This is a genomic window from Dehalococcoidia bacterium (assembly GCA_040902535.1).
Lineage (GTDB): Bacteria > Chloroflexota > Dehalococcoidia > DSTF01 > JACRBR01 > JBBDXD01.
In genome coordinates, this window is sequence record JBBDXD010000022.1 from 68,104 (window position 1) to 88,304 (window position 20,201).

General features: G+C 64.9%; 30 protein-coding genes and 1 pseudogene. 26 read left to right on the forward strand and 5 right to left on the reverse strand.

Annotation, left to right across the window (positions count from 1 at the left end; all coding sequences use genetic code 11):
• The coding region (locus WEB52_12045) for a hypothetical protein (protein MEX2227167.1) at window positions 1–556 on the reverse strand (556 nt) is incomplete at its 3' end.
• Between the two features lie 129 nt (window positions 557–685).
• Window positions 686–880 carry a hypothetical protein gene (locus WEB52_12050; protein MEX2227168.1) on the reverse strand — a complete coding sequence of 65 codons (195 nt, stop codon included), beginning with the start codon at window positions 878–880 and terminating at the stop codon, window positions 686–688.
• 88 nt (window positions 881–968) lie between these two features.
• Between WEB52_12050 and WEB52_12055 the strand changes: the two genes are divergently transcribed.
• Window positions 969–1,526: a GNAT family protein gene (locus WEB52_12055; protein ID MEX2227169.1), complete on the forward strand. Its 558-nt coding sequence runs from the start codon at window positions 969–971 to the stop codon at window positions 1,524–1,526.
• Window positions 1,523–2,089: a GNAT family protein gene (locus WEB52_12060; GenBank protein ID MEX2227170.1), complete on the forward strand. Its 567-nt coding sequence runs from the start codon at window positions 1,523–1,525 to the stop codon at window positions 2,087–2,089. The genes WEB52_12055 and WEB52_12060 overlap by 4 nt, the downstream gene beginning before the upstream one ends.
• Window positions 2,090–2,708: 619 nt before the next feature.
• On the opposite strand, the gene WEB52_12065 is transcribed toward WEB52_12060, so the two are convergent.
• Window positions 2,709–3,617, reverse strand: a complete 909-nt coding sequence (locus WEB52_12065; GenBank protein MEX2227171.1) for a crotonase/enoyl-CoA hydratase family protein — start codon at window positions 3,615–3,617, stop codon at window positions 2,709–2,711.
• Between the two features lie 239 nt (window positions 3,618–3,856).
• On the opposite strand from WEB52_12065, the gene WEB52_12070 reads away from it, so the two are divergent.
• The 3 genes from WEB52_12070 (at window position 3,857) to holA (ending at window position 6,481) form a co-directional block, all read left to right on the forward strand.
• Entirely contained in the window at window positions 3,857–4,747 is an 891-nt protein-coding gene (locus tag WEB52_12070) for a radical SAM protein (protein ID MEX2227172.1), read from the forward strand.
• A 265-nt stretch (window positions 4,748–5,012) separates the two neighbouring features.
• Window positions 5,013–5,357, forward strand: a complete 345-nt coding sequence (locus WEB52_12075) for a hypothetical protein (protein MEX2227173.1) — start codon at window positions 5,013–5,015, stop codon at window positions 5,355–5,357.
• Between the two features lie 86 nt (window positions 5,358–5,443).
• Window positions 5,444–6,481 carry a DNA polymerase III subunit delta gene (gene holA / locus WEB52_12080; protein MEX2227174.1) on the forward strand — a complete coding sequence of 346 codons (1,038 nt, stop codon included), beginning with the start codon at window positions 5,444–5,446 and terminating at the stop codon, window positions 6,479–6,481.
• 52 nt (window positions 6,482–6,533) lie between these two features.
• Here holA and WEB52_12085 read toward each other — a convergent pair whose 3' ends face one another.
• Both WEB52_12085 and lexA read right to left on the reverse strand, forming a co-directional pair.
• Window positions 6,534–7,517 (reverse strand): ABC transporter ATP-binding protein, encoded by a 984-nt coding sequence (locus WEB52_12085; protein ID MEX2227175.1) that lies wholly within the window; start codon window positions 7,515–7,517, stop codon window positions 6,534–6,536.
• Window positions 7,518–7,618: 101 nt separating this feature from the next.
• Window positions 7,619–8,260, reverse strand: coding sequence for a transcriptional repressor LexA (gene lexA, locus WEB52_12090; GenBank protein ID MEX2227176.1), 642 nt, complete (start codon window positions 8,258–8,260; stop codon window positions 7,619–7,621).
• A gap of 645 nt (window positions 8,261–8,905) precedes the next feature.
• On the opposite strand from lexA, the gene rpsL reads away from it, so the two are divergent.
• The 21 genes and pseudogenes from rpsL (at window position 8,906) to rplR (ending at window position 20,193) form a co-directional block, all read left to right on the forward strand.
• Window positions 8,906–9,316: a 30S ribosomal protein S12 gene (gene rpsL / locus WEB52_12095; GenBank protein ID MEX2227177.1), complete on the forward strand. Its 411-nt coding sequence runs from the start codon at window positions 8,906–8,908 to the stop codon at window positions 9,314–9,316.
• Between the two features lie 12 nt (window positions 9,317–9,328).
• Window positions 9,329–9,799: a 30S ribosomal protein S7 gene (gene rpsG / locus WEB52_12100; protein ID MEX2227178.1), complete on the forward strand. Its 471-nt coding sequence runs from the start codon at window positions 9,329–9,331 to the stop codon at window positions 9,797–9,799.
• Between the two features lie 132 nt (window positions 9,800–9,931).
• Window positions 9,932–12,031: an elongation factor G gene (gene fusA, locus WEB52_12105; GenBank protein ID MEX2227179.1), complete on the forward strand. Its 2,100-nt coding sequence runs from the start codon at window positions 9,932–9,934 to the stop codon at window positions 12,029–12,031.
• Window positions 12,032–12,052: 21 nt separating this feature from the next.
• The gene (rpsJ, locus tag WEB52_12110; GenBank protein ID MEX2227180.1) at window positions 12,053–12,361 is read left to right on the forward strand and encodes a 30S ribosomal protein S10; all 309 of its coding nucleotides are present in this window, start codon (window positions 12,053–12,055) and stop codon (window positions 12,359–12,361) included.
• Window positions 12,362–12,370: 9 nt separating this feature from the next.
• Window positions 12,371–13,009, forward strand: a complete 639-nt coding sequence (rplC, locus tag WEB52_12115; protein MEX2227181.1) for a 50S ribosomal protein L3 — start codon at window positions 12,371–12,373, stop codon at window positions 13,007–13,009.
• Window positions 13,010–13,013: 4 nt separating this feature from the next.
• Window positions 13,014–13,676: a 50S ribosomal protein L4 gene (gene rplD, locus WEB52_12120; protein MEX2227182.1), complete on the forward strand. Its 663-nt coding sequence runs from the start codon at window positions 13,014–13,016 to the stop codon at window positions 13,674–13,676.
• Window positions 13,677–13,678: 2 nt separating this feature from the next.
• Window positions 13,679–13,975 (forward strand): 50S ribosomal protein L23, encoded by a 297-nt coding sequence (gene rplW, locus WEB52_12125; GenBank protein ID MEX2227183.1) that lies wholly within the window; start codon window positions 13,679–13,681, stop codon window positions 13,973–13,975.
• 2 nt (window positions 13,976–13,977) lie between these two features.
• Window positions 13,978–14,805 carry a 50S ribosomal protein L2 gene (gene rplB, locus WEB52_12130; GenBank protein MEX2227184.1) on the forward strand — a complete coding sequence of 276 codons (828 nt, stop codon included), beginning with the start codon at window positions 13,978–13,980 and terminating at the stop codon, window positions 14,803–14,805.
• A 3-nt stretch (window positions 14,806–14,808) separates the two neighbouring features.
• On the forward strand, window positions 14,809–15,093 hold the full coding sequence (gene rpsS, locus WEB52_12135) for a 30S ribosomal protein S19 (protein MEX2227185.1): 285 nt from the start codon (window positions 14,809–14,811) through the stop codon (window positions 15,091–15,093).
• 3 nt (window positions 15,094–15,096) lie between these two features.
• Window positions 15,097–15,429 (forward strand): 50S ribosomal protein L22, encoded by a 333-nt coding sequence (rplV, locus tag WEB52_12140; GenBank protein ID MEX2227186.1) that lies wholly within the window; start codon window positions 15,097–15,099, stop codon window positions 15,427–15,429.
• 1 nt (window position 15,430) lies between these two features.
• Window positions 15,431–16,195 carry a 30S ribosomal protein S3 gene (gene rpsC / locus WEB52_12145; GenBank protein MEX2227187.1) on the forward strand — a complete coding sequence of 255 codons (765 nt, stop codon included), beginning with the start codon at window positions 15,431–15,433 and terminating at the stop codon, window positions 16,193–16,195.
• Window positions 16,196–16,201: 6 nt separating this feature from the next.
• On the forward strand, window positions 16,202–16,621 hold the full coding sequence (rplP, locus tag WEB52_12150) for a 50S ribosomal protein L16 (protein MEX2227188.1): 420 nt from the start codon (window positions 16,202–16,204) through the stop codon (window positions 16,619–16,621).
• A complete protein-coding gene (gene rpmC, locus WEB52_12155) occupies window positions 16,622–16,864 on the forward strand; it encodes a 50S ribosomal protein L29 (GenBank protein MEX2227189.1) in 243 nt (80 codons plus the stop codon).
• Window positions 16,865–16,873: 9 nt separating this feature from the next.
• A pseudogene (gene rpsQ, locus WEB52_12160) lies at window positions 16,874–17,122 on the forward strand (30S ribosomal protein S17).
• A gap of 224 nt (window positions 17,123–17,346) precedes the next feature.
• On the forward strand, window positions 17,347–17,715 hold the full coding sequence (rplN, locus tag WEB52_12165; protein MEX2227190.1) for a 50S ribosomal protein L14: 369 nt from the start codon (window positions 17,347–17,349) through the stop codon (window positions 17,713–17,715).
• Window position 17,716: 1 nt separating this feature from the next.
• Window positions 17,717–18,070, forward strand: coding sequence for a 50S ribosomal protein L24 (rplX, locus tag WEB52_12170; protein MEX2227191.1), 354 nt, complete (start codon window positions 17,717–17,719; stop codon window positions 18,068–18,070).
• Window positions 18,070–18,621: a 50S ribosomal protein L5 gene (gene rplE, locus WEB52_12175; protein ID MEX2227192.1), complete on the forward strand. Its 552-nt coding sequence runs from the start codon at window positions 18,070–18,072 to the stop codon at window positions 18,619–18,621. The genes rplX and rplE overlap by 1 nt, the downstream gene beginning before the upstream one ends.
• Window positions 18,622–18,623: 2 nt before the next feature.
• Window positions 18,624–18,809, forward strand: coding sequence for a type Z 30S ribosomal protein S14 (locus tag WEB52_12180; GenBank protein ID MEX2227193.1), 186 nt, complete (start codon window positions 18,624–18,626; stop codon window positions 18,807–18,809).
• 73 nt (window positions 18,810–18,882) lie between these two features.
• Window positions 18,883–19,281, forward strand: a complete 399-nt coding sequence (gene rpsH / locus WEB52_12185; protein MEX2227194.1) for a 30S ribosomal protein S8 — start codon at window positions 18,883–18,885, stop codon at window positions 19,279–19,281.
• A 4-nt stretch (window positions 19,282–19,285) separates the two neighbouring features.
• Window positions 19,286–19,831, forward strand: a complete 546-nt coding sequence (gene rplF, locus WEB52_12190; GenBank protein MEX2227195.1) for a 50S ribosomal protein L6 — start codon at window positions 19,286–19,288, stop codon at window positions 19,829–19,831.
• On the forward strand, window positions 19,831–20,193 hold the full coding sequence (gene rplR / locus WEB52_12195) for a 50S ribosomal protein L18 (GenBank protein ID MEX2227196.1): 363 nt from the start codon (window positions 19,831–19,833) through the stop codon (window positions 20,191–20,193). Before rplF ends, rplR begins: the two co-directional genes overlap by 1 nt.
• Window positions 20,194–20,201 lie beyond the last annotated feature (8 nt).

Genomic DNA, 20,201 nt, shown 5'->3' on the forward strand with positions numbered 1-20,201 from the left:
CGGCGGACTTGCGTGCGGTCTTCTTGGCGGCGGTCTTGCGTCCGCCCTTCTTGGCGGCGGACTTGCGTGCGGTCTTCTTGGCGGCGGTCTTGCGTCCGCCCTTCTTGGCAGCGGACTTGCGCGCGGTCTTCTTGGCGGCGGTCTTGCGGCCGCCCTTCTTTGCCGCAGCCTTTCGGATGGACTTCTTCGCGGCCTTCTTGGCCGGCGACTTCTTCGCGGCGGCCTTCTTCGCCGAGCGCTTGCGGGTGGCCTTGCGCGCAGACTTCTTCGCCGGCGCCATCGGCATCGCCATCGGTTCTTCCATGGCTGGCGAATCCCACGTCATCTGCGACGATGGCGTTTCCAACGTCATTGGTTCCGACATATAGAGACTCCTTTCCTCCTTTGACAAGGTGCCCTCAGAACGGTGGGGCGTCATGTTGTGAGACCCGCAGTCGTCCAGCGGGCCGGGTTCCTGATCAAGATGGGCGCGCGCCGCGGCGCCACGCCCGTCGCCGTACGCCATTATCGTACGCCCGTGCGTCAAGTCGAACGATCGCCGGGTCTGCGTGCTCATGCCGTCGCGCGGTGTCGTGCGAGGTGCGAAGGTGCGCGGTGATGAAGGCCATGCGTCGCTGTCATGCGGAGTGCCACTGCCCCGCGGTGCGCCCGACGGCGGGAGTCCTCTATGAGGTCGGCGCTAATGCTAACAGAGTGCCGCGTCATATGGAACGAGGAAAATCATCTTGCGCGGGACTTCTTGCTGGCGGCTATACTCAGCCAACTTTTCCAGGGGCGAGATGATGATGATCCACAGGACGGCTTCCGGCCCCGCGACGGCGGCGGGCAGCGCGAAGATCGCAGCGTTCTCGATCGCCGCTGCGGCAGCCGCGCGGGCCAACTTTCGTCGACGACCCTGAGCAGGATCACCGCTACCGAGCGAAAGCGGCCCACCCGATGAGGTGGGCTTTGTTGTTGGAGGGACAGGCATGATCGAGGGGACGACCGTCAACCTTCGCGCGCCCGACATGAGCGATCTGGAGCGCAATCATCGCTGGATCAACGACCGTGAAGTCGCCCGATACCTCGGCGGGCAGGCGCGCTACCTGATGTCGATGGCGGCCGAAGAGGCGTGGATGCGCGGCGTCTGCGAACAGCTCCAGTCATACGACCGCGTGTTCTTGGCGATCGAGACGAAGGACGGCCGGCACATCGGCAACACGAATTTTTTCGGCGCGATTCCCGAGCAGCGCCGCGCCGAGCTCGGCATCATGATCGGTGAGAAGGAATGCTGGTCGCAGGGCTTCGGCACGGATGCGCTGCGGACGCTCGTGCGATTCGGGTTCGACGAGATGAACTTCAACCGCATCGTGCTGCAGGTGTTCAGTTACAACCCGCGCGCGATCGCATGCTACCGAAAGCTCGGTTTCGTGGAGGAGGTGCGGATGCGCCAGGATATGTGGCACGAGGGCGCCTACCACGACACCATCGTCATGGGGCTGCTGCGCGACGAGTACTTCGCGCGCGACAAGGAGCCGGCGCGATGATCGAAGGCAAGCTCATCAACCTCCGCGCCATCGATCTCAGCGACGTCGATCGATACCTGGCTTGGTTCAACGACCCGGAGGTCACGCGCTATCTGCAGAGGCGGTATCAGATGTCCCGGCTGGCGGAGGAGACCTGGCTCCGTGAGCGCGGCACGCAGCAGATGTCCTACGGCTCGGGCGGCAACTTCGCGATCGAGACCAAGGACGGCGTGCATATCGGCAGCGTCGGCTTTCACTACGTGAATCCGGAGAACCGCAAGGCGACGCTCGGCATCACGATCGGCGACAAGGAGTACTGGTCGAAGGGCTACGGCACCGACGCGATGCTCACGATGCTCCGCTTCGGATTCGAGGAGATGAACCTCCGGCGGATCGACCTCAGCGTCGACGAGGACAACGAGCGGGCGATCGCCTGCTACCGCAGGTGCGGCTTCGTCGAGGAGGGGCGGCTGCGGGAGGAGCGCTACTCGCGCGGCACCTACCGCGACCAACTCTGGATGGGGGTGTTGCGCGAGGAGTTCCACTCGCTGCATGGGGTTGGAAGCGAGACGCGGGAGGAATAGGGGAGACCCATGGCCACGGCCATGACCGCCCTAAGTTCCCGCGGCTACCGTCTCGCCGGTGTGTTTTCTGGTCATTCTTCTTGCGGGCCGCTGGGCAAGATAGGTTCGAGGAGCTCCGGGCGTGGATCCTTCACAAACCCGACCCAAGGTCCGGCCAGCCACACCAACCAGGGTTCAGCGGTCTCCCCAACGATTAGATGACACCTACGTCCATCCGCCGTAGCGGCCACGAATCGTTTCGCCGGAGAGTCGCGGCTCCACCACGCTGTCTCCATTTTCATCCCGGATGATCCAACCAGTCTGATCCAATCTGCATCAGCCTCTGCCGTTGTCATGGCCAGCCATCGGGGCTGTGCTCTCACGAACACGCCGACCGCGCAACCGAAGCGACTACCCCTAGGGCGGCGCATGCCCACGGTTGAGACAGACATGGGAACTACGAGAAGTAGGGCTAGGGCAGCTGCTGCCACGAAGGCCAGAATCCCCGACGGCTGTGCGGCGTGCTCCTCCCCGTAGGCAACCAGCAGAAATACGCCCAGTAGGGAAGCCAACATCCAGCAGGCCACCCAGACTTGAGTCCGCATGCGAGGAGACCATCCAGACGACGGCTTCTGGTCCATCAGTCCTTGAGCTTCGCTTCCTGCTGGGAGCGCCGCTGCTGGTAGTCCTCCGTGCCGCGGCCGTCGCCGAACTTGCTGTCGCGCCATTCGAGCGCGGCCTTCAGTCCCCGCGTCATCGCCAGCCGCGCGAACTCCTTCACGGCCGGCGCCTGGTGAGCGCGACCATCGTTCTCCGCCGCCATGCGCTGGATGGTGCGCGCGCCCATCAGCTCGAGCGCGACGTTGACGATGCGCTTGTTCGGCGAGAGCAGTTCCACGTCGATCTTCTCCATCTTCGACGCGATCGCCTCGACCTCGGCTTCCAGCCGATCGGCGGGGACCGACTTCAGCACGAGCCCGATCTCGGCCGCCTTCCTGCCGTCGATGCTGTCGCCGGTAAGCAGCATGTACTTCGCCCACTGCGGGCCGACGAGATACGTCCACATGTGCGCAGGCGGCGAGCCCATGGCGCGGACCGGCGGAAATCCGATGACCGCATCATCCGCCACGACGACGAGGTCGCAGAGCAACGCCAGGTCGGTGCCGCCGGCCAGGCAGTAACCATGCACCTGCGCGATGACGGGCTTGTGGATCTCCCAGATCGCCATGCGTTCGCGCTGCTGGCGTTCGAGTTGCCAGATATCGTCGTCCATGGACGCCATGCCGCGATAGACGTTCGTGTAGGTCTCGTCCTTGTCGCCTTGGCGTGGCGGTGACTGCATGGGCGTCAGGTCGTAGCCGGCGCAGAACGCGCGCCCGGCCGCCTTCAGGATGATGACGTGGACATCGGCGTCGTTGTCGGCCTCCCAGAGCGCGCTGTTGACCTCGCGCTGAAGCTTCATCGAGAGCGCGTTGAGCTTTTCGGGGCGGTTGAGGGTGATGCGGGCCTTGCCGCCGTCCTTCTCGTAGAGGATCGTCTCGAATTCCATGGCGCCTCCGTTTCGTGGCTGAGGCTCGATGGTAGTCGCGTACGGCGAAAGAGGCCAGACCCGAGTCCGGCGCAGGGGCACGTTGCGTCCGTAGGGCGGCCGCTTGCGCATCCGCGCGGGCTGAAAGCCCGCGCTCGGCTTCAAAACCTTGAGGCGAGAGCGCTTGACAAACATTTGTTCTAGGGGGTAGAGTGCCCATCCAACCTAGAACAAACGTACTGAAACAGGAGTCCGGGGCCATGCCGGATGTCATCTTCGAAGAGATCGAGTGCAAGAGCGCCGTGAACCGCGTCGCCGCGGGGAACATGCCATTCCGCTGGACGCTCAACCCGTACCGGGGGTGCCAGCACGCCTGCACCTATTGCTTCGCGCGCGGAACGCACGAGTACCTGGGCTACGACAGCGGCCGCGATTTCGAGACGCGCGTCGTGGTGAAGGTGAACGCGCCGGAAATGCTCCGCAACGATCTCTCGCGCGAAAGCTGGCGGCGCGAACTCATCGCGGTCGGGACGGCGTGCGACCCGTACCAGCCGGCCGAGCTCAAGTACTCCCTCACGCATCGTCTGTTGAAAGTGCTGCGCGACGCCGCCAATCCGGCGAGCATCATCACGAAGTCGCCGTTCATCGTCCGCGACGCCGACGTGCTCGAGTCGCTCTCGCAGGTCGCCGAGCTAACGGTGAACTTCAGCATCTCGACGCTCGATGAAGAGATCTGGAAGCGCATCGAGCCGTCGACGGCGCGCCCGCAGAAGCGGCTCGAAGCGATGAACCTCCTCACGGAGCGGGGCGTCCGCTGCGGCGTGCTGCTGGCGCCGGTGCTTCCCGGCCTCACCGACGATCCGCAGAGTCTGGAGCAGGTGGTCGAGGCGGCGCGCGAACACGGTGCGTCGTTCGTGCACGACAACGTCCTGTACCTGAAGCCCGGCACGAAGGAATGGTTCATGCCCTTTCTCCGGGAGGCGTACCCGCACCTGTCGGAGCAATACGCGAAGTACTACCGGGGCGCCTACGCACCGAAGACGTACACCCAGGACGTGCATCGCACGGTGCAAGACCTGCGCAAGAAGTACGACCTGCTGACGCCGCGCCACGTGGCGCCGAGCGCCGGCCAGCTTCAGCTGGCGATGTGACGGGAGGCTCTTCATCCCGCTCCGGCTGAGGTGCGGGACGAGCGGTGGCGGGGCATGCGGCGCATCTGCGGGGAGGCGTCGCATGCCCCCGCTGCGAATCGGGTGATCCCATTAAGGGATATCCATCGCTGTTCTCTTTACGGGTTCTTAATCTGCCCTTAATTGCCGTTTACTCATGCGAGAGCGCCAACAGGCTACGCTCGTAACTGACGAGAATTGGTAGGAAAGAACGATAGCCGGCGACGGGTCAGCGCCGGATATGAACATGACTCCAGCCATCAACCTCCAACTGCTTCGACAGACTGACGCCTCCGCGGCTCGGATCCTGGCGCTTCCCGAGCGCATCGCCGCGACGATCTCAACGACCGACGGGCACCACATCTCGGGCGGGGTCATCGAGATCACGCAACGACGCGATGGCTGGTGGGGCAGCGTACGGCACCTCGACCGGCCGGGGGTCGTCGCGTCGATGTATTTCGCTGATGGCGTCCGCGAGGTCCTCGTCACGCTTGAAGACGGGCGGCACGGCATCGCTCGCATCACAAGTACGAGCTTCATCGCCGGCGCGCAGCGCGTGTGCGACGTGATAGGCCGCGGGATCCTTGCCTGACGTTTTGGGGGAACGCGTTGCCATAAGCGCCGCCCGCTTGGGCGGCGTTCTTCGTAGAATGTCGTCGTGAATCTTCGGGCTGGCTTGTGATCCATCTCTTCTTCGGCGAGGATGACTATCGCGTCCGAGGCGCCGTGCGCGAGCTGTGCGACCGGATCGCCGCGTCCGACGACATGCTCCAGAGCAATACGACCGTGCTGGACGGCCGGGAGACCTCACCGCAAGAACTGCTGTCGCACGCGACCGCCGTGCCGTTCCTGGCGTCGAACCGGCTGGTGATCGTCGAAGGCCTGCTCCGCGCGCTGGGCGAGATCAAAGGGGGCCGGCGCAAGAAGGTGAAAGACGACGACCCCATGGCGCCCTGGCGCGACGTCATCGTGACGCTTGGCGACAAGGCCGCCGTGCCGGAGACGACGACGCTCGTCTTCGTCGAAGGTGAATTGACCAAGACGAACGTCGCCTTCTCGATGATCGCCCCGATCGCAAGGGCGGTGGAGTTCGCGGCGCTCGGGAAGAATGAGCTCGCCCCGTGGATCGACGCCGAGGCGAAGCGTCGCGGCGTGAAGCTGGCGCCGCGGGCGATCACGGCCCTCGCGCAGCTCATCGGTCCTGACCTCTGGATGCTGTCGAACGAACTGGAAAAGCTTGGCGCGTATGCGGCAGGCGAGATCGTCGAGCAGGAGACGGTCGCGGAGTTGGTCAGCGCCGCCCGCGAGTCGCGTATCTGGGATCTGACGGACGCCGTCGTCGCGGGCGACGAGCGCAAGGCACTCGCCGCGCTCTCGCGCCTGCTCGTCGAGGGCCAGGCGGCGCCGATCCTGGCGTTTATGGTCGTGCGCCAGTTCCGGCAGATCGTGCTGGTGAAGGATCTGCGCGAGCGGCGCCTGCGCCAGGACGAAGTCGCTCGGCAGTCCGGCGTACCCGGCTTTCGCGTCGAGGCGGTAGGTGCGCTGGCATCGCGCTACTCGTGGCCGACGCTACGCGCGGCGTATGCGCTGCTGCTGGAGGCGGACCTCAGCGTCAAGCGCGGGCTGCAAGACGACGAGTCTTCGCTGCAACTGATGGTACACGAACTGTGCGCGCTCGCTCCACGCGCATCCGGGCGCCGAGCGCACTCGCGCTGAGGGGCTATCCCGTCTTGTCTGGACCGATTCGATGTACCGGCCCCGCTCGCGGCTAGGTGCTTACCGGGTGAAACATCGGGTTATAGCAGGCGACTGCGTGCCCGCCGGGCCCCGCCGCCAGCGCCGGCCAGGGCTGCGTGCGACACGCGACGACCGCCTTTGAGCAGCGTGGCAGGAACGCGCACTCGCCGCTGAGTTCGGCGAGGTCCGGCGGCGCGCCGCGGATCGGCTGCAGCGGCTGTCGCTCGTTATCGAGCCGCGGCCGCGCGGCGAGCAACGCCGACGTGTACGGATGCGTCGGCCGCGCGAAGACCTCGCGCACGTTCCCCTGCTCGACGATGCGTCCGGCGTACATCACGGCCATCTCGTCGGCCATCTGGGCGACGACGCCGAGGTCGTGGGTGATGAGGATAATCGAGGCGCCCAGGTTGCGTTTCAGTTCGTTCAACTCGCGCAGGATGCCGGCCTGCACGGTGACATCGAGCGCCGACGTCGGCTCATCGGCGATGATGATGTCGGGATGCAGCACGGTCGCGATGGCGATCATCACGCGCTGGCACATGCCGCCGGACAGCTGGAACGGATAGGAGTCCATCAGCCGGTCGACGTCGCTCAGTCCCTGGCGCCGCAGCGCCTCGGCGGCCATGCGCCGCGATTCGCGCTTCGGCACGCTCAGGTGCGTGCGGATCATCTCTTCGACCTGCGAGCCGATGTTGAGGACCGGATTGAGGCCGCTCTGGGGATCCTGGAAAATCATCGAGATGCGACGTCCGCGCACCGCGCGCAGTTCGCCGGCCGGCAGCGTGAGCACGTCCCGGCCATCGAAGAACACATGGCCGGACTCGATCGCGCCGGGCTTTGGCACGAGGTCCAGCGCCGCCAGGGCGATCGTGGTCTTGCCGCAGCCGCTCTCGCCGACGATCGCCAGCGTCTCGCCCCGCCGCAGCGTGAGGTCGACGCCATCGACGGCCTTTATGGTGCGTTCGCGTTCGTGGTAGTAGACGCGCACGTCTTCGATGCGGAGGATTTCGTCCATGGCGCCTCCGGGGCCGGTGTGGGTGCGATCCGAGTATAGCCAGCGAGACGAAAGCGGCGGAGCGCAGGCTCCGCCGCTGAGGAGTACTCCGTGGCTGCGCGCTAGTCGCGCTTGCCGATCGTGGCCAGCACCTTGCCCTGGATCTCGACGTTGTCGGCGGAAGTGAAGATCGGCTTCATGGTGCTGTTCGCCGGCTGCAGGCGCACGCGGTCGCCCTCGCGGTAGAACTTCTTGAGCGTGGCCTCGTTCTCCTGCCGTAGCCAGGCTGCCACCATGTCGCCATCGTCGCACGAACTTGTCTGCTCGAGGATGACGATGTCGCCGTCATTGACGAGCGCATCGATCATCGAGGTGCCGCGCACCCTCAGTGCGAAGACGTGCTCCTTGCCTTTCGTGAGATCTTCGGTCGCGTCGAAGACGGTGTCATAGTCGATCTGCTGCCAGGTGTCCGATGTCGGCACCGGGATCGGTTGTCCGGCGGCGATCGTGCCGATGATGGGCACCGGCACCGTGCGCGGACGCCGCGAGCCGCGGTCGAGCAGTTCGATGGCGCGGGAGACCTCGCGGTCGCGGCGGATGAAGCCCATCCGTTCGAGCGCCTTCAGGTTGTAGTCGACCACCGACGTGGAGCTGATGTCGCATCCGACCTGGATATCGCGGATGCTCGGCGGGTAATCATGCTCGTCGATGAACCGCCGCATGAACTCAAGGATGCCCTGCTGCTTGGCAGAGAGACCCTTCATGTAGCTCCTCCCGTTGCCGGTGATCATAATTCGGCAACCATCTGTTTCAAACGCCTGTTCTAGCTGGCAAATGTACGTGAGGTGGAACATCCTTGTCAAGCTTTTGGTGGAAGGCTGCGCTCAAAGGAAGGGGCACCGGAGGCTGGAGGTAGAGGATGGACGACGGCGATACGCGTAGACGCAGCGGCAAAAGCGGAAGCCCTCCGACGGCCGCTGGAAGAAGAAGCGCTGGAGGGTGAGGCGCGGGCAGACGGCGTTACGCGCGCAAGGGCAGGGCGGAAGCGTCCATAACCGCTTCAGAGATTAGCGCGCGAGGTCTTTCGGGATTTCCAGCATCCAGCCTCCAGCTTCCAGTGCCCGGACCGCGAGCGGGTGGCGGCTACGTCGCAACCTTGACACTCCAAATCGGGCGTTGATAGTATTCGGCGTTGCGTCCGAAGCAGACGCAGATTCACCGCGCCAGCTCACACAGGTCGGAAGACCCCAAAGTGACAACGGCCGGCACATAGTGGTCGCGGATCCGCCGTGGCGGACGGAGCGGCTACGCCGGACTGGCTCAGCAATAAGGCTTCGCGGCCTTTTGTGTGCCCTGAAGCAGAGCACGCCGGGCCGCTGGCTGACAGAAGTAGAAACGCAGGTATCACGGTGCCGACGATTAACCAGCTCGTGCGCAAGGGTCGCAAGAAGTCGACCAAGAAGACCAAGGCGCCCGCGCTTCGCTTTACCTATAACTCGCTGAAGAACCGCACCGTGCGCGGCAAGGGCTCGCCGCAGAAGCGCGGCGTCTGCACGCAGGTCCGCACGATGACGCCCAAGAAGCCGAACTCGGCGCTGCGGAAGATCGCCCGCGTGCGCCTCACGAATCACATCGAAGTGACCGCGTACATTCCGGGCGAGGGCCACTCGCTGCAGGAACACTCGGTGGTGCTGATCCGCGGCGGGCGCGTGAAGGATCTGCCTGGCGTGCGCTATCACATCATCCGCGGCGCCCTCGATGCGCAGGGCGTAGCGAATCGCAAGCGCGGCCGCAGCAAGTACGGCACCAGGAAGGCGTAGGCGGAGAGACAGATGCCGAGACGAGCGAAAGTCCCGAAGCGCGAGATCCTTCCTGACATGAAGTACGGCAGCCGCACCATCACCATGTTCGTCAACAAGGTCATGGAGCGCGGCAAGAAGAGTACCGCCGAACGCATCATGTACGACGCGCTCGAGCGGATCGAACAATCGACGCGGCGCAATCCGATGGACACGTTCGATGCCGCGCTTCGCAACGCGACGCCGACCATCGAAGTGAAGCCGCGACGCGTGGGCGGCGCCACGTACCAGGTGCCGGTGGATATCCGCGCGGAACGTCGCATGGCGCTCGCGATCCGCTGGCTTCTGCGCTCGGCGCGTTCCCGAGGCGGCCGCTCGATGGCGGAACGCCTGGCCGCCGAGTTGATGGACGCCGCGCAAGGGCAGGGCGCCACGATTAAGAAGAAGGACGATACCCACCGCATGGCGGAGGCGAACCGTGCCTTCGTGCACTATCGGTGGTAGGCGAGTACTGATCCGCTCTCGAAGCGGACACGCCGCCGGAGACGGGACCGTCACCGGCGGCAAACTTTGCCAGCCAGATCGCCGCGCACGCACCGGGCGCGACAAAACGGCTGGAGTAGCTAACGGCAGGACATGGCGAGAACAATACCAATCGAAAGAATTCGAAATATCGGCATCATCGCCCACATCGATGCGGGTAAGACGACGACGACCGAGCGCATCCTCTATTACACCGGCCGCACCTACAAAATCGGCGAGGTACACGAGGGCACGGCGGTGATGGACTGGATGGAACAGGAACGCGAACGCGGGATCACGATCACCGCCGCCGCGACGACTGCCGAGTGGAAAGATCACCAAATCAACATCATCGACACGCCCGGGCACGTCGACTTCACGGTCGAGGTCGAGCGCAGCCTGCGCGTGCTCGACGGCGGCTGCGTCGTGTTCGATGCGGTTGCCGGCGTCGAGCCGCAATCGGAGACCGTGTGGCGGCAGGCGGACAAGTATCGCGTGCCGCGCATCTGCTTCATCAACAAGATGGACCGCATGGGCGCGAACTACTGGCGCACCGTCGACATGATCGTCGAGCGCCTTGGCGCGCTGCCGATTCCGATCCAGATCCCGATGGGCGCCGAGGCCGGCTTCGCCGGCGTCATCGACCTGATCGAGATGAAGGCGTACGCGTTCACTGGCGAGCGCGACGATGCACCCGTAGCGGTCGAGGTCCCGGAAAAGTATCGGGACGAAGCCAAGCAATGGCACGACACGATGATCGAGAAGATCGGCGAGGTCGATGAGCAGACGATGATCAGCTTCATCGAAGGCCACGCGATCTCGACGCACGAGGTGCTGGCGGCGCTGCGCCGCGTGACGCTCGGCAACAAAGCGACGCCCGTGTTGTGCGGCAGTGCGCTGAAGAACAAGGGGGTGCAACTGCTCCTCGACGCGGTCGTGGAGTTTTTGCCGTCCCCGGACGACGTGCCGCCGATCGTGGCCATCGATCCCAAGACAGGCGACGAGGTCGAGCGACCGCCCCGCGACGACTCGCCGTTTGCGGCGCTCGCGTTCAAGATCGTGACGGACCCGCACATGGGGCGCGTCGCGTACTTCCGCGTTTACTCGGGGACATTGAAGTCGGGCTCCAGCATCTACAACTCCACGCGCCAGAAGACCGAGCGAGTCAGCCGCATCATGCAGATGCACTCGAACCACCGCGAAGACATCCAGGAGATCGGCGCGGGCGGCATCGGCGCCGTCGGCCTCAAGATTACGACGACCGGAGACACGCTCTGCGATCCGCAGCACCCGGTGATCCTCGAGTCGATCACGTTCCCGGAGCCCGTGATCCACATCGCGGTCGAGCCGAAGACGAAGGACGACCAGGACAGGATGGGCGAAGCGCTCGTCAAGCTGGCCGAAGAGGATCCGAGTTTCCGCATGAAGTACGACTCGGACACGGGCCAGACCATCATCTCCGGCATGGGCGAGTTGCACCTGGACGTCATCGTCGACCGCATGAAGCGCGAATTCCGCGTCGAGTCGAACGTCGGACGGCCGGAGGTTGCGTACAAGGAGACGATCCAGCAGCCCGCGAAGGCAGAGGGACGTTTCGTGCGACAGACGGGCGGCCGCGGCCAGTTCGGCGTCGCGCGGATCGAGATCGAACCGCTCGAGCGCGGCTCCGGCTTCGAGTTCGTCGACAAGATCGTGGGCGCCGAAGTGCCGCGCGAGTACATCGGCCCGATCGAGGCCGGCGTGAAGTCGGCTCTCGAAAGCGGCATGGTCGCCGGCTACCCGGTGATCGATGTGCGCGTGACGCTCGTCGGCGGCGACTATCACCCGGTCGACTCGTCGGAGATGGCGTTCAAGACCGCCGGATCGATGGCGTTTCAACAGGCGATGGACAGAGCTTCGCCCGTGCTGCTCGAGCCGGTGATGAAACTCGAGATCAGCACGCCCGAAGACTTTTACGGCGATGTGCTCGGCGATATCAGCGCGCGTCGCGGCAACATCACCGAGTACGACCAGCGAGGCAACCTGAAGGTGATTCGCGCCACGGTGCCGCTGGCTGAGACTTTCGGTTATGCGACGGAACTGCGCTCGCTGACCCAGGGGCGCGCGAGCTACAGCATGGAGTTCGATCACTACGAGCAAGTGCCTCGCAACGTAGCGGAGAAGATCCTCGGGACGCGGTCGAAGCGCCCGCGGCGAGCGGGTGACGCGGCCTAACCGCGAAGAAAGCAGACGACGATGGCAAGGCAGAAGATCCGGATCAGGCTCAAGGCGTACGACCACCGTATTCTCGATCAGTCGGCGGAGCAGATCGTCGAAGCCGCCGAACGGACGGGCGCGGCGGTCGCCGGGCCCATCCCGCTGCCGACGGAGATCAAGAAGTACTGCGTGATCCGGTCGCCATTCATCGACAAGGACTCGCAGGAGCAGTTCGAGATGCGCACGCACAAGCGGCTCATCGACATCCTCGAACCGACGTCGAAGACGGTGGACACGCTGATGCGCCTCCAATTGCCGTCGGGCGTCGATATCGAGATCAAGCTGTAGGGGACTGAGATGCCGCTCGAGGGAGTGCTCGGACGCAAGCTGGGAATGACCCAGATCTTCGATGACAAGGGGACCGTACACGCGGTCACCGTCGTCGAAGCGGGGCCGATGGTCGTCACGCAGGTGAAGTCGCCCGAGAAGGACGGCTACGCGGCGATCCAGGTCGGATACGGCGAACGCAAGCGCAGCAACAAGCCTATGCGCGGCCACTTCAAAAAGCTCGGCGACTTCCGCCTGCTGCGCGAGTTCCGCGTGAAGGGCGACGGCGACTACAGCGTCGGCGACAAGCTAGGCATCGAGTTGTTCGACGAAGGCGACTACGTCGACGTGACCGGCGTATCGCGCGGCCGCGGGTTCGCGGGCGGCGTGCGCAGGTGGGGCTTCCACGGCGGACCGAAGACGCACGGTCAGTCGGACCGTCACCGCGCGCCTGGTTCGATCGGCGCCGGCACGACGCCGGGGCGCGTCTACAAGGGCCAGAAGATGGCCACGCACATGGGCGCGGCGCAGGTGACCGTGCGTAACGTCCGGATCGTCGCGAAGGACGAAACGAAGGGGCTGCTGCTCATCGAGGGGCCGGTGCCGGGCGCGACGAACGCGACCGTGACCGTGAAGCACACGACGAAGCACAGCACGGCAAAGAAGTAGAGCGATGAAACTTCCAGTACACGACGCCGCCGGTAAAGAAGTCGAATCGATCGAGGTCGACGACGCGGTGTTCGGCATTGAGCCGAATGGGCCCGTCGTACACCAGGCGTTCGTCGCGACGATGGCGAACCGGCGCGCGGGCACCGCATCGACGAAGACGCGAAGCGAGGTGCAGGGCTCGACGGCGAAGATCAGGCGCCAGAAGGGCACGGGGCGCTCGCGCCAGGGCTCGATCCGGGCGCCGCACCACCGCCATGGCGGCATCGTCTTCGGGCCGAAGCCGCGTGAATACGACAAGGCGCTGCCGAAGCGCATGCGGCGGCTGGCGATTCGATCCGTGCTCTCCGCGAAGGCGGCCGATGGCTCGCTCCGCGTCGTCAGCGACCTCGGCGTGACGTCGCCGAGCACGAAGGTCATGGCGGCGGCGCTGCAGGCGCTTGGCTTCGACCGCTCGGTGCTCGTCGTGACGGGTGAGACCGATGCGGCGGTGAAGGCGAGCGCGCACAACCTGCAAAACGTGACGCTGCTGCCGGCTGCGTATTTGAACGTCGGCGACCTGCTTTCGAGCCAGGGACTGCTGATGACGGTCGATGCCGTGCGCAATGCGGAAGCGCTCTGGGGCGGCGAACGCGCGACGAAGCGCTTCACGGCGAAGGCGGAGGCGTAAGCATGCCAAAGCAACTCAACGCGTTCGGCATCATCATGCGGCCGCTGATCACAGAGAAGGCGCAGGTCATGACGGCGCAGAACAAGTACGCGTTCGAAGTCGACAAGCGCGCGAACAAGATGCAGATCAAGGACGCCGTCGAGACCGCGTTCAACGTGCGCGTCGAGAACGTGAACACGATGACCATGAAGGGCAAGTACAAGCGCTACGGCCGCATGATGTCGAAGCTGCCCGACTGGAAGAAAGCCGTCGTAACGCTCGCACCGGGCGAGAAGATCGAACTCTTTGAAGGCGTATAACCATGGCGATTAAGCAATTCAAGCCAACATCTCCGGGCCGTCGCGGCATGTCGGGCTTCACCTTCGACGAGATCACGAAGAAGAAGCCCGAGAAGTCGCTGCTCGCCACGCGCAAGAAGATGTCGGGGCGCAACGCGCAGGGTCGCATTACGGTGCGCCACCGTGGCGGCGGCTCCAAGCGCCGTATCCGTATCGTCGACTTCAAGCGCGACAAGATCGGCGTTCCCGGCAGGGTGGCGTCGATCGAGTACGACCCCGGTCGCACCGCGCGCATCGCGCTCATCAACTATCGGGACGGTGAGAAGCGTTACATCATCTCGCCGCTGGGGCTGAAGGTCGGCGACATGATTCAGTCTGGCCCCGAAGCCGAGGTGAAGACCGGCAATACGCTGCCGCTGCAGAACATGCCGAACGGCACGGTCATCCACAACATCGAGCTGACGCCGGGGCGCGGCGGCCAGATCGTGCGCAGCGCCGGCGGCTCGGCGCAGCTCATGGCCAAAGAGGGCGACTACACGCTCTTGCGCCTTCCCAGCGGCGAAATGCGGCGCGTGCTGTCGCGCTGCATGGCGACCGTCGGGCAGGTCAGCAACCCGGAGAACAGCCTGATCAAGCTCGGCAAGGCCGGCCGCACGCGTCACCGCCGCCGCCGGCCGCAGGTGCGCGGCTCGGTGATGAATCCCGTTGACCACCCGCACGGCGGTGGCGAGGGCAAGGCGCCGATCGGCCTCCCCGGCCCGAAGTCGCCGTGGGGCAAGCCGACCCTGGGCAAGCGCACGCGCATGAAGAAGCCCTCGGACAAGTTCATCGTGCGGCGGAGAGGGAAGTAAGCCATGTCCCGATCGCTCAAGAAGGGTCCGTTCATCGACCCGAAGCTGCTCAAGAAAGTCGAAGAAGTGCGCCGCACGAGCGCGCGCACGGTGATCCGCACGTGGTCACGCGCCTCGACGATCATGCCGGAGATGGTCGGGATGACGATCGGCGTACACGACGGGCGGCGGCACGTGCCGATCTTCGTCTCGGAGAACATGGTCGGGCACAAGCTGGGCGAGTTCGCGCCGACGCGGACGTTCCGCGGTCACACGAGCAAGTCCGAGAAGACGACGGCGAGGCGGTAGGCAGTGGAAGTCAGCGCAACCGCCAAGTATCTGCCGGTGTCGGCGCGCAAGGTCCGCCTCGTGCTGGACCAGTTGCCGGGCAAGCGCATCGAGGAAGCGATGGTGATGTTGCGCTTCCTGCCGACGCCGCACGCACGCCTTGTCGAGAAGGTTGTGAAGTCGGCGGCGGCGAACGCAGAGAACAACTACGCGCTGGATACGGGCGAGTTGCGCATCAAGCGCGCCTACGCGGGCGAAGGTCGCACGCTGAAGCGCTTCAAGGCAAAGGCGCGTGGTCGCGTCGCGCCGATCCTCCGCCGCACGAGTCACGTGACGGTGGTCGTGGAGGAGGGATAGGTTGGGTCACAAAGTACATCCGACGGGGTTCCGGCTCGGCGTCATTTATGACTGGCAGAGCAAGTGGTACGCCGGCAAGAACTACAAGGACCACCTGCACGAGGATTTCGGGATCCGCAAGCGGATCATGAACAACCCGGATGCGGGCATCTCGCGCGTGGAGATCGATCGCAACGCGAACCAGTTGACCGTGACGATCCACACCGCCAAGCCCGGCATCGTGATCGGGCGGAGCGGCGCGAACGTCGACCTGCTGCGCACGGACCTCGAGAAGCAGACGGGCCGCAAGGTGCGCGTCAACATCAACGAGATACGCACGCCGGAACTGGATTCGTATCTCGTCGCCCGCAGCATCGCCGAGCAACTGCAGCGGCGCGTCGCGTTCCGGCGCGCGATCAAGCAGGCGGTGCAGCGCACGATGGGTCGCGGTGCCAAGGGCATCAAGGTGATGGTCGGCGGACGCCTGGGCGGATCCGAGATGTCGCGTCGTGAGACGGAAAAGCAGGGGCGCATTCCACTCCACACGTTGCGGGCTGACATCGACTTTGGCATCGCGGAAGCGCACACGACGTTTGGCCGCATCGGCGTCAAGGTGTGGATCTACAAGGGCGACATCATGCCGGAGCCGAAGCAGATGCCGCGCGAAGGAAGTCGCGCGAACCGCGTCACCGAAGAGTCGATCGTGGCGCCGACGGCACAGGCCGCCGACACGGCGACGGCATCGGCGCCTGCGGTGGGGTCGCCGTCAGAAGGTGCGGGCGAGTAACGAGAGATGCTGCAACCAAAGCGCACGAAATTTCGAAAGCAGCACCGCGGCCGTCGCCGGGGGCAGGCGAACAGCGGCAACCAGGTGAGCTTCGGAGAGTTCGGCCTGCAGGCGTTGGGCGCCGCCTGGATCGATAGCCGCCAGATCGAGGCGGCGCGTCGCGCGATCACGCACGAACTGAAGCGCGGCGGCAAGGTGTGGATCCGCATCTTCCCGGATAAGCCGGTGACATCGAAGCCGGCGGAGACGCGGATGGGAAGCGGCAAGGGCGCGCCGGACCACTGGGTGGCCGTCGTCAAGCCGGGACGCATGCTGTTTGAGGTCGCCGGTGTGAAGGAAGACCTGGCGCGCGAGGCGCTCCGCCTGGCATCGCACAAACTGCCGATCCAGACGCGCACGGTGATCAGAGAACACGAGGGTATGTAGATGGCGGGGCGCAAGAAGAAGGAACGCGCTGACGAGTTGAGAGGGATGTCCGACGACGACCTGGGAAAGGAACTCCAGGAGACGTACCGGCGGCTCTTCACGCTGCGGTTGCAACTGAGCACGCGGCAGAGCACCAACACGTCGGAGCGCGCGAAGGTCCAGCGCCAGATCGCCCGCATCCGGACGCTCCAGCGAGAGCGCGAACTGGCCGCCGCGTACAGCGCGCTGGGGCAAGGAAGGTAGCGAGACCAGATGGGTTCGCAAGAAAAAGCTCAGGTCGGGACGGTGGTCTCGACAAAGATGGACAAGACGGTGGTGGTGCGCATCGACCGGCAGAAGCGACATCGCTTGTACGGGAAGACGCTTCGCACGACGCACAGGTACAAGGCGCACGACGAGAACAACGAGTGCAGCCTGGGCGACGTCGTCCGCATCTCGGAGACGCGTCCGCTGTCGAAGGAAAAGCGCTGGCGCGTGCTGGAAATCATCACCCGGGGTGACGTCGCCGACGTCGCGCCGCGCGATATCGGCGCGCGCATCATCGAGGAGACGCTCGAGGCGGCCGCGGCCGAAGAAGCGGCGCGCAAGGCGGCCGAGCCGCCGGCCGTGCAGGCAGCAGCAGCAGCGGAAGCGGAAGCGGAAGTGGAAGCAGAAGCCGAAGCAACGGCGTCCGAGGCGCCTGAGGTCGCCGAAGAAGAAGCGGCGGCCGGCGAGGAGTCGGAGTCGTGATCCAGCAGTACTCGCGCCTGAAGGTGGCGGACAACTCCGGAGCACGGCAGCTCATGTGCATCACCGTCCTCGGCGGCACGCGACGGCGTTACGCCTCGGTCGGCGACGTGATCGTCGCGTCGGTGAAGGCAGCGCAGCCGGGCGGCGGCGTGAAGAAGGGCGATGTCGTGCGGGCTGTCGTCGTGCGCGTCGCGAAGGCGTATGGCCGCCCCGACGGTTCGTACATACGCTTCGACGAGAACGCCGCGGTGGTGCTCTCCGATAAGCAGAACCCGCGTGGCACGCGCATCTTCGGCCCCGTGGCGCGCGAACTGCGCGACCGGAACTACATGAAGATCGTCTCCCTGGCGCCGGAGGTGGTGTGACATGAGGAAGATCAAACGAGATGACAACGTGCTGGTGCTCGCGGGCAGAGATCGTGGCAAGACCGGCATCGTGCGGCAAGTGTTCGGCGGCGGCGACCTGGTCAAGGTCAAGGGTCACCGCCCCAAGCTGACGCCCGATACGGTGATCGTCACCGGCATGAACATGGTGAAGCGGCACAAGCGCACGCAGCCCGGCGTTACTCAGACAGGCATCGTCGAAAAGGAAATGCCGATGCCGATCTCCAAGGTGCAGCTCATCTGCAAGACATGCAACAAGGCGACACGCGTGGGCTTCGCCGTCCGCGGCGACGGCAAGCATCGCGTATGCCGCAAGTGCGGACAGGACATCGACTGATGGCGCCGAGACTCAAGGAACGCTACAAGGCCGAGATCGTGCCGGAGCTCATGAACGAGTTCAACTACGGCAACGTCATGCAGGTGCCGCGTGTCGACAAAGTGACCGTGAACATCGGCCTCGGCGAGGCGAAGGACAACGCGCGCGCGGTCGAGACGGCGACGGCCGACATCGCCACGATCACCGGCCAAAAGCCGGTCGTCACGCGAGCGAAGAAGGCCATCGCGAACTTCAAGATCCGCGAGAACATGCCTATCGGCGTCGCGGTCACACTTCGCGGCGACCGCATGTACGAATTCATGGACCGCCTGCTGAACGCCGCGCTGCCACGCATCCGCGACTTCCACGGCGTGCCGACGAAGGCGTTCGATGGCCGCGGCAACTTCAGCCTGGGTGTGCGCGAACAACTGATCTTCCCTGAGATCGACTACGACAAGGTCGACCGGATCCGCGGCATGCAGGTGAACATTGTCACGACCGCGCGGACGGATGAGGAAGGTAAGCGGCTGCTCGAGCTCATGGGCATGCCATTCTCGAAGGAGCGGAGCTAGCCATGGCGAAGATCTCCATGATCGTCAAGGCCAACCGCGAGCCGAAATACGAATCGCGGAAGAAGAACCGATGCAAACTCTGCGGCCGGCCGCGCGCGTTCATGCGGCAGTTCGCGTTGTGCCGCATCTGTTTCCGGCAGCACGCCCTCAAGGGACAACTGCCGGGCGTGAAGAAGTCGAGTTGGTAGTCGCCCGCCAAGGGCGGGCTTCCCGAAGCTGGCGGCGCGGCCAGAGCGCGGGAGCAATAAGGAGGCGGAAGCCTTGAACATGACGGACCCCATAGCGGACATGCTGACGCGGATACGCAACGCCGTGACGGCGAAGCACGACTACGTCAATATCCCCTCTTCGAAAATGAAGATCGCGATTGCGGACGTGCTCCAGAAAGAGGGGTACATCCGCAGTTACGAGGTGCAGGACGAAGCCGCGAAGAAGCTGATGCGCGTGCAACTGAACTACACGGGCAAGAAAGAGCCGGTGTTATCGGGCATCCAGCGCGTCAGTAAGCCGGGCCTGCGCGTCTACGTGCAAAAGCTCGAGATTCCGCGCGTCTACGGCGGCCTCGGCATCGCGATCCTCTCGACACCGCAGGGCATCATGACCGGACAGGACGCGTGGCGCCGGAAGATCGGCGGCGAAGTCCTGTGTTACGTGTGGTAGAGCAATGTCACGAATAGGCAAACTGCCGGTACCAATCGCAAAAGGCGTCCAGGTCGAGATCGACGGCCAGGCGGTCAAGGTGAAGGGCCCTAAGGGCGAACTTCACCGCGACTTCCCGGCGGGTATCTCGCTCCGTCTCGATGACAGCCAGGTGAACGTCGAGCGCGCGGACGACGAGAAGCGGACCCGCGCGCTGCACGGACTGTCGCGCTCGCTGCTCGCCAACATGGTCATCGGCGTATCCGATGGTTTCACGAAGACGCTGGAATTGCAGGGCGTCGGCTACCGCGTCACGCAGTCCGGTGACAAGGTGACGCTCGCCGTCGGATTCTCGCACCCGGTCGAGGTCGCGCCCCCGGAAGGCATCCAGCTCGAGGTGGAGGGCAACAACCGGGTGCACGTGCGCGGCATCGACAAGGAATTAGTCGGCCAGGTAGCGGCTAATATCCGCAAGGTGCGCAAGCCGGAGCCGTACAAGGGCAAAGGTATCCGCTACCTTGGAGAACGCGTGCGCAGGAAGGCCGGCAAGGCCGGCAAGGCAGGCAAGTAATGAAGGGCAACAAGACCGCACGGGCCGCACGTCAGCGCCGCCACATCCGGGTGCGGAAGATCGTCTCGGGGACGGGCGCGCGGCCGCGGCTCGCCGTCTACCGCAGCCTTACGCACATCTACGCGCAGGTGATCGACGACGCGCAGGGGCGTACCCTGGCCGCGGCGTCGGACCTGGAGCAGTCGTTGCGCGAATTGAAGGGCAACAAGTCAGAACGCGCGAAAGCCGTCGGCAGCGCCGTCGCAAAGAAGGCGATCGATGCGGGCGTCACGCAGGTCGTGTTCGACCGCGGCGGCAATCGTTTCCACGGACGGGTCAAGGCGCTCGCCGAAGCAGCGCGCGAAGCCGGCCTCAAGTTCTAGGCGGCGCA

Excerpts from the sequence above, each read along its gene's own strand:
- WEB52_12055 (MEX2227169.1), top strand. The coding sequence starts at position 969 with ATGATCGAGGGGACGACCGTCAACCTTCGCGCGCCCGACATGAGCGAT.
- WEB52_12060 (MEX2227170.1), top strand. The coding sequence starts at position 1,523 with ATGATCGAAGGCAAGCTCATCAACCTCCGCGCCATCGATCTCAGCGAC.
- WEB52_12065 (MEX2227171.1), bottom strand. The coding sequence starts at position 3,617 with ATGGAATTCGAGACGATCCTCTACGAGAAGGACGGCGGCAAGGCCCGC.
- WEB52_12070 (MEX2227172.1), top strand. The coding sequence starts at position 3,857 with ATGCCGGATGTCATCTTCGAAGAGATCGAGTGCAAGAGCGCCGTGAAC.
- WEB52_12075 (MEX2227173.1), top strand. The coding sequence starts at position 5,013 with ATGACTCCAGCCATCAACCTCCAACTGCTTCGACAGACTGACGCCTCC.
- WEB52_12085 (MEX2227175.1), bottom strand. The coding sequence starts at position 7,517 with ATGGACGAAATCCTCCGCATCGAAGACGTGCGCGTCTACTACCACGAA.
- lexA (MEX2227176.1), bottom strand. The coding sequence starts at position 8,260 with ATGAAGGGTCTCTCTGCCAAGCAGCAGGGCATCCTTGAGTTCATGCGG.
- rpsG (MEX2227178.1), top strand. The coding sequence starts at position 9,329 with ATGCCGAGACGAGCGAAAGTCCCGAAGCGCGAGATCCTTCCTGACATG.
- fusA (MEX2227179.1), top strand. The coding sequence starts at position 9,932 with ATGGCGAGAACAATACCAATCGAAAGAATTCGAAATATCGGCATCATC.
- rpsJ (MEX2227180.1), top strand. The coding sequence starts at position 12,053 with ATGGCAAGGCAGAAGATCCGGATCAGGCTCAAGGCGTACGACCACCGT.
- rplC (MEX2227181.1), top strand. The coding sequence starts at position 12,371 with ATGCCGCTCGAGGGAGTGCTCGGACGCAAGCTGGGAATGACCCAGATC.
- rplD (MEX2227182.1), top strand. The coding sequence starts at position 13,014 with ATGAAACTTCCAGTACACGACGCCGCCGGTAAAGAAGTCGAATCGATC.
- rplW (MEX2227183.1), top strand. The coding sequence starts at position 13,679 with ATGCCAAAGCAACTCAACGCGTTCGGCATCATCATGCGGCCGCTGATC.
- rplB (MEX2227184.1), top strand. The coding sequence starts at position 13,978 with ATGGCGATTAAGCAATTCAAGCCAACATCTCCGGGCCGTCGCGGCATG.
- rpsS (MEX2227185.1), top strand. The coding sequence starts at position 14,809 with ATGTCCCGATCGCTCAAGAAGGGTCCGTTCATCGACCCGAAGCTGCTC.
- rplP (MEX2227188.1), top strand. The coding sequence starts at position 16,202 with ATGCTGCAACCAAAGCGCACGAAATTTCGAAAGCAGCACCGCGGCCGT.
- rpmC (MEX2227189.1), top strand. The coding sequence starts at position 16,622 with ATGGCGGGGCGCAAGAAGAAGGAACGCGCTGACGAGTTGAGAGGGATG.
- rplX (MEX2227191.1), top strand. The coding sequence starts at position 17,717 with ATGAGGAAGATCAAACGAGATGACAACGTGCTGGTGCTCGCGGGCAGA.
- rplE (MEX2227192.1), top strand. The coding sequence starts at position 18,070 with ATGGCGCCGAGACTCAAGGAACGCTACAAGGCCGAGATCGTGCCGGAG.
- WEB52_12180 (MEX2227193.1), top strand. The coding sequence starts at position 18,624 with ATGGCGAAGATCTCCATGATCGTCAAGGCCAACCGCGAGCCGAAATAC.
- rplF (MEX2227195.1), top strand. The coding sequence starts at position 19,286 with ATGTCACGAATAGGCAAACTGCCGGTACCAATCGCAAAAGGCGTCCAG.
- rplR (MEX2227196.1), top strand. The coding sequence starts at position 19,831 with ATGAAGGGCAACAAGACCGCACGGGCCGCACGTCAGCGCCGCCACATC.